The organism is Pasteurella testudinis DSM 23072, assembly GCF_900176075.1.
GTDB lineage: Bacteria > Pseudomonadota > Gammaproteobacteria > Enterobacterales > Pasteurellaceae > Chelonobacter > Chelonobacter testudinis.
The window spans coordinates 24,788-36,193 of record NZ_FWWV01000018.1; the positions used below are offsets into that span (position 1 = coordinate 24,788).

General features: G+C 39.6%; 14 protein-coding genes. 7 read left to right on the forward strand and 7 right to left on the reverse strand.

All coding sequences use genetic code 11. The features are described from left to right. Positions 1 to 20: 20 nt before the first annotated feature. The 3 genes from B8880_RS08135 to B8880_RS08145 are packed head-to-tail and all read right to left on the reverse strand — an operon-like array spanning position 21 to position 3,433. Positions 21 to 2,021, reverse strand: coding sequence for an integrating conjugative element protein (locus B8880_RS08135; protein ID WP_084257121.1), 2,001 nt, complete (start codon positions 2,019 to 2,021; stop codon positions 21 to 23). A 15-nt stretch (positions 2,022 to 2,036) separates the two neighbouring features. Then, positions 2,037 to 2,972: a TIGR03756 family integrating conjugative element protein gene (locus tag B8880_RS08140; RefSeq protein WP_084257122.1), complete on the reverse strand. Its 936-nt coding sequence runs from the start codon at positions 2,970 to 2,972 to the stop codon at positions 2,037 to 2,039. Beyond that, a complete protein-coding gene (locus B8880_RS08145; protein ID WP_084257123.1) occupies positions 2,969 to 3,433 on the reverse strand; it encodes a TIGR03757 family integrating conjugative element protein in 465 nt (154 codons plus the stop codon). Before B8880_RS08145 ends, B8880_RS08140 begins: the two co-directional genes overlap by 4 nt. A 417-nt stretch (positions 3,434 to 3,850) precedes the next feature. Here B8880_RS08145 and B8880_RS08150 point away from each other — a divergent pair, with 417 nt between their 5' ends. From B8880_RS08150 to B8880_RS08175, 6 genes are all read left to right on the forward strand, one after another. Next, positions 3,851 to 4,144: a hypothetical protein gene (locus tag B8880_RS08150; protein ID WP_084257124.1), complete on the forward strand. Its 294-nt coding sequence runs from the start codon at positions 3,851 to 3,853 to the stop codon at positions 4,142 to 4,144. An 88-nt stretch (positions 4,145 to 4,232) separates the two neighbouring features. Further along, on the forward strand, positions 4,233 to 4,565 hold the full coding sequence (locus B8880_RS08155; RefSeq protein WP_084257125.1) for a hypothetical protein: 333 nt from the start codon (positions 4,233 to 4,235) through the stop codon (positions 4,563 to 4,565). Between the two features lie 83 nt (positions 4,566 to 4,648). Then, entirely contained in the window at positions 4,649 to 4,879 is a 231-nt protein-coding gene (locus B8880_RS08160; RefSeq protein WP_143933415.1) for a hypothetical protein, read from the forward strand. Positions 4,880 to 4,937: 58 nt separating this feature from the next. Then, on the forward strand, positions 4,938 to 5,237 hold the full coding sequence (locus B8880_RS08165) for an ArdC-like ssDNA-binding domain-containing protein (protein ID WP_159460739.1): 300 nt from the start codon (positions 4,938 to 4,940) through the stop codon (positions 5,235 to 5,237). A 29-nt stretch (positions 5,238 to 5,266) separates the two neighbouring features. After that, a complete protein-coding gene (locus B8880_RS08170; RefSeq protein WP_084257128.1) occupies positions 5,267 to 5,626 on the forward strand; it encodes a hypothetical protein in 360 nt (119 codons plus the stop codon). Between the two features lie 129 nt (positions 5,627 to 5,755). Continuing rightward, complete coding sequence (locus B8880_RS08175; RefSeq protein WP_115306392.1) at positions 5,756 to 5,971, forward strand: hypothetical protein; 216 nt, start codon at positions 5,756 to 5,758, stop codon at positions 5,969 to 5,971. 127 nt (positions 5,972 to 6,098) lie between these two features. On the opposite strand, the gene B8880_RS08180 is transcribed toward B8880_RS08175, so the two are convergent. Continuing rightward, positions 6,099 to 6,725, reverse strand: coding sequence for a recombinase family protein (locus B8880_RS08180; protein WP_084257129.1), 627 nt, complete (start codon positions 6,723 to 6,725; stop codon positions 6,099 to 6,101). Between the two features lie 363 nt (positions 6,726 to 7,088). Here B8880_RS08180 and mobH point away from each other — a divergent pair, with 363 nt between their 5' ends. Further along, the gene (gene mobH / locus B8880_RS08190) at positions 7,089 to 8,978 is read left to right on the forward strand and encodes a MobH family relaxase (RefSeq protein ID WP_084257131.1); all 1,890 of its coding nucleotides are present in this window, start codon (positions 7,089 to 7,091) and stop codon (positions 8,976 to 8,978) included. A 2-nt stretch (positions 8,979 to 8,980) separates the two neighbouring features. On the opposite strand, the gene B8880_RS08195 is transcribed toward mobH, so the two are convergent. The 3 genes from B8880_RS08195 to B8880_RS14405 form a co-directional block, all read right to left on the reverse strand. Then, positions 8,981 to 10,315 (reverse strand): VasL domain-containing protein, encoded by a 1,335-nt coding sequence (locus B8880_RS08195; protein WP_084257132.1) that lies wholly within the window; start codon positions 10,313 to 10,315, stop codon positions 8,981 to 8,983. Then, positions 10,315 to 11,028 carry a hypothetical protein gene (locus B8880_RS08200; RefSeq protein WP_084257133.1) on the reverse strand — a complete coding sequence of 238 codons (714 nt, stop codon included), beginning with the start codon at positions 11,026 to 11,028 and terminating at the stop codon, positions 10,315 to 10,317. The genes B8880_RS08195 and B8880_RS08200 overlap by 1 nt, the downstream gene beginning before the upstream one ends. Before the next feature lie 88 nt (positions 11,029 to 11,116). After that, on the reverse strand, positions 11,117 to 11,406 hold a 290-nt coding region (locus tag B8880_RS14405; protein ID WP_159460740.1), incomplete at its 5' end, for a hypothetical protein.

Below are 11,406 nucleotides of genomic sequence, written 5' to 3' on the forward strand. Positions count from 1 at the left end.
TTCGTATGACAACACCCTGATTACATTATTTGGTCTAATTTATTTCCTCTGATAATTTTCGTCAAGGTATCAGCATAATTTGGGTCGGTCGCATAGCCGGCTTTTGCCACTTCACGCGCAAACGCAACTGGGTCATCTTTGTAGTTAAATGCATTGCGGTAACGTTTATTTTTCGTGAGAAATGCACCATAACCGTCTGCCGCTTCCCCAAAACCGCCGTAGGCGGCAAAATTATCCCGAATCCCCACTTTTTGACCGTTAATGACTTCATGTGTAGCGAAATTCACCGACCCACTACTACCAGTACCTTTTACCCCGAAATACGCATTGCCTTTTACATGTTGCCCCCAGCCTGATTCAAGTGCGGCTTGTGCGATCACAACCTCTGCCGGGACACCCCACTTTTTTTCAATTTCTTTCGCCGCCGGCAAGGCTTGTGCAATAAACTCTTGTTTTGTTTTTGCCGTTATACTGCTATTGGGAATTGAGCCGTTATAACTGCCGGTAGCACCGCCTGAACCACTATTCCCCGTGAATGACGGCATATACGGTGTGATATTGCTCACACTCGGCACGCCCAATATAATGTTTTTCCTTGGTAGGCTGATACCTTGGCTTGGTTGCATATCAGCCGCACCGGGTTCACCTTTTTCCAAATCATTGATACGTTTGTCCATGCTGTCCTGTGGTGTTGAATAAGCGCCGGCAGCCGCTTCTCGGTGTTGTTTATTTTGTAAAATCACCGAAGCGGTATTGCTCATAATCGATTTTTGCATATCCATTTCCAATTTCACTTGTGAAATTTCCCGATCGATCAGGGTGAGGACTTTTTCCAGCTCTGCCTGTGCATCCGCATCTTGTGCCACATTCGGTTCGCGCATACCGGCTAACACTGACCGGCGCGCCAACAGCATTTTTTCTATGGTTTTCGATACTGCGATTTCACTGGATAAACGCTGACTTAACACTTCAACATCCGGATCTTCACGCAACGCCTCAATCAGACCGCGTGTCACCGGCACCGTTGCTGAACCCAATTCGGCTAACGTTTGCGTTGCCGGAATATCGGCATTCAAGACTTGCTGTAATTTTGCCACAGTCTTGATATTTTCATCTTCAATCTTAGGCGTAAGCCCAACACCGGCTTTTGAGCTGTTTTTCGTACCACAATCTACTTTACACGTTGAAATAGATTGCTCACCAATCACGCTGGTAAGCCAATTCGCCGCCTCTTGCGGATTATCCCAAGTTTGGCAAAGTGCACCCTGACAGTTTGATGCACTCACACTATTCGACTCCAGTACACCACGTTGATTAAGCAAGTTATAACCGGCTTTGGCAATATCTTCGACGATTTTAATCGGTTCTTGCCCTTGCCCGCCTTTTTTCTGATTACCAACCCAGGATTTTCCCTCTTTTCCTTGCTTATCATCCAGTTCTTTCTTTGCCTTAGAGGCATCCGGCTGCGATGAGGTAATATTTTTGTAACTTTCCAGATCCGCTGCTTGCCCCCATTTACCACCCAAGGTTGCATCCGCTAATTTATGCGCCATCTCCTCACAACTCGTTTTCAAATTATTAAAATCAATTTTTCCCTGATAAACCCCATTAGTGATTAAATCGTACAATTGTGGGTTTGCACGTTGTAAAATCATTGCCGGCATACTGGCAACTGCGCCTTTGGCTGATTCGATGACATTACCCATTAAATCTTTAAATCCCTCTGTAATTCCATTTAATTGGTTCTTAATCGTAGTTTTAATATCAAAATTACCGCACATCAGATTCGCTTTCCAGCCGATACCCAACTCAACAACACGCATATTGTTGCGTGTCGGCGGAGCCATATAGCCGGTTCCGCCACCAATCTGATAAAACACTCTATCCGATAAAATAGAATCGGATTTACTAAAATCCAGTTTATCGGTGATCGCATCTGCATTTGCATTGAAGCTCGCTGCACTGAGAGCACATAACACGGTAAGGGTAATTTGATTTAATTTAACTATTCTGATCGCCATTATCATGTTCCTCTGTTATTGCCAATCGGTACTGAATAAGAATTTTTGCCCACGTCTTTTGCAGCATGAATACGGTCGCCAAAGTGTCCAAGCGTAATTTCCTAAAGAAGAGAGTTGGGAAGAATAACTATCCTGCGGTGAGCCGTCAGGGAAAATCGCACAGCTACGCTGCATTCTGGGATACAACATTTGCCATTTATGCGTTTTTTTATCGCCTTCTTTGACCGGCCCCGGTGGCCAGTAACCGGCTCCGCCACGCTGCGCAGCCGGCTGATAAATATGCGGTTGCCCGGTACGACTGACAATATCCGCAATACGCTGCGCAATCACGGCAGATGCCTTATAATCATGTACCTGTGTAACAGCACCGGAACGTGGATAAATATTGCCCCATAAGTCCCCGCTCGACCGCACTTCACGCATACCGGGAATCAGTGCTTCCGGATAAACGATCTCCGGTAAATTTTCGCGCCAAGCCAGAAAATCCAAGCTACTCAAGAAATAAGGTAAAAACGGTGTCGTCTGTGTACGGCAAGAATAGCCCAAACCACTCATTAAATTCATAATGGCGCCTTGCGGATGGCCAATAGCATCGGCATTTTTAAAAATCAGTTGTGAATATTTTTTCTGCGGAGAGCTGTATTCACCGGCATGAACGCCTTTACTTAAGATGTTCATCTCTTTCCACGGATTTTGATTTTCATGGTTATATGCCGATACCACCATTTCCGGGATATAGTGCCGCACTTTGACGGATGTGCGGATACGACACCCGCCCCACCCGCAGCGTAGCCAATAGCAAACACCGACCACCTTATATTCCAAGCAACTCGGTGAGGCACTGGATGCCATTATTGACACCGTATTGATATCTGCCAATGCTCGATGTGCCGGTAAAAAAGAAATTGCGGAGAACAATATTAGCGATAATGCAGGATAGGATAATTTCATCTTATTCCCTCCATTTGTTGCTGTTGCAGCCAGTTTAACCAATGCTGCCGAGCCAGCGCCAAATCAGTGATACCATATGTCACCACCGATTCAGCGCCGGGATAATCAAACAAGATCGCCGGCACTTTTTTAATACCGTTTTGCCAACCACTAATTACACCGGCATACGCAGCTTGTAACTGTTTCTCATACTGTTTCCATTCCTGACTGTTAAATAGTGCTTGAGCTTGTTGCTCCGCCTGCTCCGGTTGCTCACTAAAGTGCGTACTAAACCGATCTTCTATCTGCTCTGCCCCATCCAAATAGTAAATGGTGGCCAGGTCAGGGTCAGTCATATTTTTAATCGGGTAGGCTGCCGTGGTATAGATCGTAATGGTTGGATTTGGAACTGTTTCAGCCCATATCATCATTGGCTGGAACAATAATGTGATACCGATGCCTACACATTGCTTTTTCCGCATATACTGTTCTCCGAGAATAGAAAGGGATACTAGGCACAGTATCGGCATTTACAGAAGATGAGTAGAAAAAACTCAATTTGGATTTGAGAGAATTTTCAACATTTTTTCTCTCAATTATTTTTTTAATTTTACGCTGGAATTTGCCGTTTCTTTTGTTAGAATGAAAGTCGATTCATATTTAAGCCGTTGTCATTGACAACACTTAATAAGCTGCACGACTCTTGAGAAGCAGCGGCTATCCGATGAGGTAGTTGGGTTTATTATGTCTCCGAGCATTCTGAAACGGAACACTGTATTGATTAATACAGGGATGCCACCTAAACGCCTGCTTTAGCCTCGGCTTAAAGCGCTTCTAAACCCTGTAGGGAGTCCATTCCCTACGGAATGCTCCTTACATCATTTATTAAGGAGTATTGAATGGAACATAGTATGCAGCGACTGAATTTTGACAAACTCCGGTTTGTGAAAAAACTGAGTGATGATAAAAGCTATACAAACGAACAAGCAGAAGCCCTGGCTGATGCATTCGATGAAGCTTTGACTCAAAGCCAATCGCCTTTAGCGACAAAATCTGATCTGGACTCATTACGTCAAGAACTCAGACAAGAGCTAAAAGCGACAGAAAATCGATTATTGTATGCGATTGGCGCCTCATTTGCGGCGACAACAACCATACTGATCGCTGTTCTCGGCTTAATGAAGTTCGTATAACCTTTCACTATTTTTAACCACCTGCCAAGGGAAAACAAACGCCCTTGGGTCGTTCATTTTCCTGCGGTATCTTACAAGGAGAATGATTATGAACCGCCAATCTGAAGCTGACATTTTTGTCCCGGGATTTGATGATACCTATCTAACCGGTAAAAAACCTTCATTACTTTATCGGGCCGGACACAAAGTAGGTTCGCTTTTCTCAACTTTAAAACGCGGCACCCGTGCCGGTGTGAATGCTGTCACCGAAGAAATGCATGAGCAACTGGCAGATATTGCAAACGAAATTTACCTCAATCAAGAAATGCATTATGCCGAGCAGCTGAAAGCGCTCCGGCGGAAGTATTTATTGACCGGCATCATCTCCACGTTCGTGGGTTTTATCGCCGGCGGAATCGTTGCCATTATCAGCCTCATCTAAATTAACCAAGCACCCATGTGGGAAATACATTCCCACTGGAATGGTATTTCCCATTTCTTATATTAAGGAGAAATACCATGAGAGTGTCTATTCACCATACGATTTTTCAAGAACTTGCGCAAAATCTACAAGGGTCTGAATTGCAAAAATCAATTGAAGCCTTTACTACTGCCGCGCTACTCGCTTGGAATACAAAACCTATCGAACAAGCGCAGTATCATTTTTTACAGATGATGCCGACAACCGGAAATCAACCGCACTTTAAAGCCTTTTCATTGCGATTGCACCCAAGTCAGTGCCTCATCATCTATTAACTATTCCATGGGAACAGACTCCCATGGGGACTGTTCCCTTATTTTTTGGAGAACAGTTATGAAAAATCAACAACGCGAAACCCGTGATTTGTACCAGCAAGTCACCGATGACATCATCGAAGCCCTAGAGAGCGGCGTTATGCCGTGGATTAAACCGTGGAATGATGCCGAAGCTGAGCGTATTGCCCTGCGATTACCTTACAATGGTGAAAGCGGCCGCCACTACTCCGGCATCAATATTTTGCTCTTATGGGCAGCACAAATTAAACATGGCTTTAAACAAGCCAAACAAGCCCGTACAGCGACAGATTATCTGATGCAGCATTTAACTGTACCGCACTTGGCGCAAGCCTGTTAAACCGAAACCCGATCCACGCTCGCAAGTGCGTGGATCATTTTACCCAGCGGGGGATCAATCCTCAGCAACAAATATGGGTTCAAGCACAGGATATTGATTTTACGGCAGCGATGATGTGCTATATCCAAATGACTTTACTTCATATACCTGGCGAAGTGATTGTTGGCAACACTTTAACTAACGAAGTGCGGTATAAACTATACACGCTTGCACATGTTATGGGAAACTGGGAGGCACGTTTACAGTCATCGAATCTGCCAACAAACTTGCCGGTTTCTAATATCACCAATACCGGGATATCTGAAATTATTGATACCGAGACAATACCTTCGCAACCTATTGACGAATTTGAACAAATTGACTGGCACAAGGAAATCATTTTTTATTAGTGCTATCAAAAAACCCTATTCTGATCTACAGAATAGGGTTTTTCTTTATATCTGAAAAACAATTAATTCTTTTATCATATGCAACGAGAGTAGATACTTCCTGACATAGCTCAAAACCAAATAGTAACTATGACAAAGCCAAAGCAACTGTTTATTTTTCTACTTGTAATATCTCACCCAGTATGCGGCGTTGACGTCGGTGATATTTGCCATGTTGAAGCCGAAGCCTACTATCCCGGTGTTTGGGAAGAATATGGCGATGATGAACTGATTTGTAATTATTGGCGTTGGTTGGGTATTGAAAATCCAGAGTTTGAGGATAATACTTATATGACAGAAGAATAACCTTTATCAAAAGATCAGTATCTATCCTAAAAAAGACTTCTGGCAGGAGCAATGATTAATTCAAATCACATAGAAAGAGTTTTTCAAATTTATTCGCTAATTATTACTCCCAATATTATTGATGAGCCTAACCTTTACACTCTGACGCAAAATTCTTTTGTGATCTCATCACCAATTTCACTAAGCTCGGGCTACAGCCCGCTAACATTGCAGTTTCTTTAATAGTATGCGTTTTTCTCAGTTCAATAATTAACTGGTGTTTTTTATGATTAGCGACTTTGCCTCGATACATCTTATTTAATTTCGCACGCTCAATACCGGCAGCTTGGCGTGCTCTACGCTGTTCATAGTCATCGCGTGACATCTGTATTGCAACCTTAAACAACATAGTTTGTACACTTGCCAGTACAATTTTTGCGATCTCAGAATCCGTCGCGATTTGACTCAAATCAACGATGCCGGGAATGGAAAGAAATGCGCCTTTCTCTTTGATACGTTCAAATAATTTTTCTGCTTCAGCCAAAGGTAAACGAGTTAATCTATCAATATGCTCTGCAACTACGACATCGCCGGGCTGTAAATCTTCAATCAGCTGATTCAGTACCGGTCGATTTAAATTTGCACCGGATGCCTTTTCTCGGTAAACGCCGGCAAGATAATACCCCTCTTCTCGAATTTTATCGAGAAGTGAATCTTGTCGAACTAAATTTTGCTCTTGCGTGCTGACACGCAAATAAACCCGTGCAACTTTCATAATTTTTTCCTTCTAAGACAGCATTGGACACTTTAGGTATACCCGAGATGACTAATTAAAAACAAGGAATAATTTAGAAAAAATAGTATCCTAACTGACCATATCTAATTTAACCATGTTATTTGGCTAATCAACCAGATTTTAATTTTGTATCTAGATGAAAAAGGAAAATGGAAAAGGCTAAGGGACTCCTTACGGAGTTAAGGGTAACCTTTCCAAGGGGAAAGGTCTTACCCGAAAAGGCCAAAAGGCCTAATGTTCCACATAAAATAACGTTAATAAATTTAAAAAGAATTTTTTATTCATTCTATGCACTATTTTTTGTTTTAATGGCTATACTTTTAATCATCACAGAAGCATAAAATGAACCTATGGCCATTTAAACGCAAAGCCACAATACTGCGAGAAGTAACACCAAAAAACAATTCGACATTCGATATAGATGGCTGGCACATTCCCCTATCGGCTGAACAGCTATTGAAAACTGAACTACGGCAGAAGTATCTAGGTGTGCTGTGGCAGCAAGTATCTATGACTAAAAAGATGTTTACCACACTTTATCAAAAGCCCATTGAACGATACGCCGAAATAGTTCAACTGCTCCCGGCTTCGGAATCGCATCACCATTCGCACTTAGGCGGAATGCTAGATCATGGATTAGAAGTCGTTTCCTTTGCAGCTAAACTTCGGCAAAATTATGTGCTGCCGCAAAATGCAGCACCGGAAGAACAATCTAGGCAGCGCGATGCTTGGACTGCGATTGTCATTTATAGTGCGTTGGTACACGACATTGGTAAAGTTATCGTTGATATTGAAATTCAATTACAAGACGGTTCGCGCTGGTTAGCATGGCATGGTATTCCTAAGTTACCGTACAAATTCAAATACATCAAAAGCCGCGATTACAACCTTCATCCAACACTTGGCGGTTTTTTAGCTTCACAGCTTATTCCTAATGATGTTTTTGATTGGCTCAGCCAATATCCGGAAGCCTTTACCGCTTTTATGTACACAATCGCCGGACACTATGATAAAGCTGGTATTTTATCGGAAATTATTCAAAAAGCAGATCAACACAGTGTTACACTTGCTCTAGGCGGGGATATTAAAAAACTGGTACAACAACCAACTAAATCTTTTTCAAAACAATTAATTTTAGCCTTACGATACTTGTTGGAACACAAAATAAAATTAAACACACCAAAAGGACCTGCCGATGGCTGGTACACCGAAGACGGGCTTTGGCTAATGAGTAAAACCACAGCAGATAACATCAGAGCCTATCTACTTGGACAAGGCATATCCGTTCCTAGTGACAATTTAAAATTATTCGATGAGTTACAATCTCTCGGAATCATAGATCCAACACCAAAAAATACCGCTATTTGGCATTGCCGAATCAAGGCTAATTCGGGCTGGACACCGCCAAATACGTTTACGCTTTTGAAAATTAAGCCGGAAGTGATCTGGGAACATATTGACGATCGCCCATCATATTTTGCCGGTACCGTCTATATTAAAGAGAAAAAATCTCCAGTAATAGAAGCGGAAAATGAAAAAGAGAATAAAATAGCAATAGGAAAACCGGAAGTCACCACTCCAGCTGAACAAGCATTTACAACAGCAAAGATATCCTCTGCTTCAGAAAGCTCACAAGTGCCACAAGAAAGCCACTCATCGGATCTAAATAGTTTTGTGCTCGATTTATTCTCTAGCGAACAGACCATCAATAATGATATGCCATCAGAAGATGGTAGCTCAAAAGAGTCTCCTCCCTTCCCTGCTAACTCCATAACAACTAAAAATAAATTGGAAAAAGAAACTGATAGCAACAAAATATCACGCTCGAAAATGCTACCAACAGAATCTAATGCTGAGAACTTTATTCAGTGGTTAAAATCCGGAATACAAACCGATAAATTTGCAATCAATAAGCCCACAGCCAAATTACATATTATAGATGAGCAATTATTTATGGTTACCCCATCAATATTCCAACTATTTCTTCAGGAAGCAGGAATGTTATACGATCAAGAGTCAGTTACTGCACTACAGTATGATTTCCAAGCCCTTAGATTTCACAAGAAACGTCCTTTACCGGATAAACAAGATAGTGTTAATTTTTGGAAATGTTCTGTTATTGGACCAAGAAAATCGTCATATCTTATAGGTTATTTAATACCTGATATCCGCTCATTTTTTGGTGATAAAGTATTATTAAATAACCAAAGATTAATATTGTTAGACAGTTAATATCAATTAATATTGATGACCGCATGCTTTTCTGATAAATAATAAAAAGATAGTAGGGTCATTAATCTCTGATCAATTTGTTGTTTCAATAACACATTATTATTCTTAGAAAAATCGAATAACAGTTCTTCTACGCTAATATTCTCATTAAGCTGTTTTTCTAAATTATGAGTAATCGTTTTTAAGCGTGATATTGTTATTCCCTTTCCGTTACTCTCTGCGGTTAATAACTCTTGCTGCAAATTATCCAAGGTTTGCTTTACCTTACTATAATTACCATGATTTTTTAGAGCTGAATCAGCTAATACGAAAATTTTTTGCTCCCAATTAGTTTTTATTGGATCCGTAACATCAGGTCCAAGCTTATCAGCACTAATAGCAATCAAAGACTCTGCCTGCTGAAATGCAAATAAAGGAGATGACATCGCCTTATCGACTTCAATATTCAGCTTTTCTACATTCCAGGTAAAATCTGCTTTAATATAATCAGAATATTGTCCACCATTAGAAAAACCACCTATCTTCCAAACTATGACTAGCATAATAATAGCGCCTAAGGCAAAATTGGCACAAGATAGCCATACTTTAGATATTAGTTTATTCTTTATTATTTTATCTTTATTTGCATCATTATTTATATTTTTCACTAAATCATGCTGCAAGTTTTTATCTGTTGGCTTTATCGCTTCAAAAGATATTGATTTATTTTCATCTAGTAGTAATGATGAATTTTTCTCTTTTATATTCTCAGAAATATTTGAATTTGGTGCATTATCTATAATAATACCAGGAGAATGACTTCCATCTACAACATCGTATGCCTTACGAATAGTAACATCTTCTAATTTAGCGATGATTTCTGTTATAGAATATAATAAAGTACACAGATTACAGTATGAATCCGGATAGCTCCGGTTTAATTTATCAACAATCAACGATAAAGAATGCTCTAACTTATAAAGAAGTTTAAGATCAGATATACTAAAATCAGTATTTTGTATTACCTTAGAAAGTTGACTATTTAACCAATTTAATATAACAATACGCTGTCCTTGCTCTTGAGGCCATATATCATTCCAATATGGGATTAAGGATAACACGAGCAGATCAATAGATTCTACAATCTCTTTCAGTCCATTCACATTAGCTTGCGCTGAAGCATAGTAAGAGAGTGTTTGCAAATCAAAACCATTTTCTTGAAATAGTTTTTCTGAAAGATTTTTAATTTTGTGCCAATTAACCTCTCTTCCGATACGATTAAGACAGTTTATTTCATTTCTAATCGAAATAAAGAAATCGAGATCTTTAGGTGAGGAGCCTAATTTAATATTTAACATTAGAGTTTATTCCTGTTATCCAATTCTTTTTCCAACAATACCAAGTCAAGATATGATATATATTTTTTATATTTTGAAATATCACTAGTTATAGATATTTTAAAAATCATAATCATCAAAATAATGACAAGACACATAAAAATCCAATATCCTGGTTTAGAAAAATTCATTATATTTTGCGATAAAAAATCATTCCATTGAATATATCCATACGACTCCAGTGCAGTTAACACAGTAACACTCAAAGGAACAAGCCCCCAAGAAAAAACACCATTCACATAGTCTTTCTTTTTAATCTCATTTTCTAAAAAGGTTTTAACTGTTTTCAATGAGTGTAATTTAAACTTAATTAATCTATTAACACTCACTATATTATATGCCAACTTATGCTTTAAAAGACGATATCTACCCCCTTGCCGAATAACGTTATAAATATCAATAACCATAGAAATAGCGAGAAAGATATAAAGCACACCATAAATAAAGTTAAAAATATAAAAAATCGTTATAAAACATTCAAAATATGTCATATTTATATTTCGATATAAAAGTGCCATCAATAGAGAAATGCCCATTAGAGGAAGAAAAGTCCAATTTAGTCTACCTAGCCACTTATAAATTTTATTTTCTAAATTACTCCGATTAGGCCTACCATTTTTCGAGATAAACTCCAATGTATCTATAATTTCTTCAATATCTTTTTTCAACGCCATAAATTATCCTACAAGCATAGATTGAATTATAAAATAATAAAGATTGTACACTGCGATAGCCAAGGAAATTGGGTAAGCTAATTTATCATTATTTTTCAGGCGGCCATTGTTGACCACGTTCTATCATGATGGCTTTTACTTGTTTAACAGCCTCTAACCTTCTCTCGTACATTGCTAAGTCGCCCTTATAAAGACCACTTTTTATACCGGCAACTTCTTCTGTTAAAAACTTCTCCGCCTTAAATGTTGCCATTGCAAATGACTCCTGAGAGTATTTATTTACCACATCAATATCAGCACCTATTGATACTAAATAAGATGATATTTCTGGGCCAATTCCATTTATAGCCGAAAAAGCCGGTGTCTCCCCAGCACTAT

Bases quoted from the DNA above. Each gene is read 5' to 3' on its own strand.
- B8880_RS08135 (WP_084257121.1), bottom strand. From the start codon at position 2,021: ATGGCGATCAGAATAGTTAAATTAAATCAAATTACCCTTACCGTGTTA.
- B8880_RS08140 (WP_084257122.1), bottom strand. From the start codon at position 2,972: ATGAAATTATCCTATCCTGCATTATCGCTAATATTGTTCTCCGCAATT.
- B8880_RS08145 (WP_084257123.1), bottom strand. From the start codon at position 3,433: ATGCGGAAAAAGCAATGTGTAGGCATCGGTATCACATTATTGTTCCAG.
- B8880_RS08150 (WP_084257124.1), top strand. From the start codon at position 3,851: ATGGAACATAGTATGCAGCGACTGAATTTTGACAAACTCCGGTTTGTG.
- B8880_RS08155 (WP_084257125.1), top strand. From the start codon at position 4,233: ATGAACCGCCAATCTGAAGCTGACATTTTTGTCCCGGGATTTGATGAT.
- B8880_RS08165 (WP_159460739.1), top strand. From the start codon at position 4,938: ATGAAAAATCAACAACGCGAAACCCGTGATTTGTACCAGCAAGTCACC.
- B8880_RS08175 (WP_115306392.1), top strand. From the start codon at position 5,756: ATGACAAAGCCAAAGCAACTGTTTATTTTTCTACTTGTAATATCTCAC.
- B8880_RS08180 (WP_084257129.1), bottom strand. From the start codon at position 6,725: ATGAAAGTTGCACGGGTTTATTTGCGTGTCAGCACGCAAGAGCAAAAT.
- mobH (WP_084257131.1), top strand. From the start codon at position 7,089: ATGAACCTATGGCCATTTAAACGCAAAGCCACAATACTGCGAGAAGTA.
- B8880_RS08195 (WP_084257132.1), bottom strand. From the start codon at position 10,315: ATGTTAAATATTAAATTAGGCTCCTCACCTAAAGATCTCGATTTCTTT.
- B8880_RS08200 (WP_084257133.1), bottom strand. From the start codon at position 11,028: ATGGCGTTGAAAAAAGATATTGAAGAAATTATAGATACATTGGAGTTT.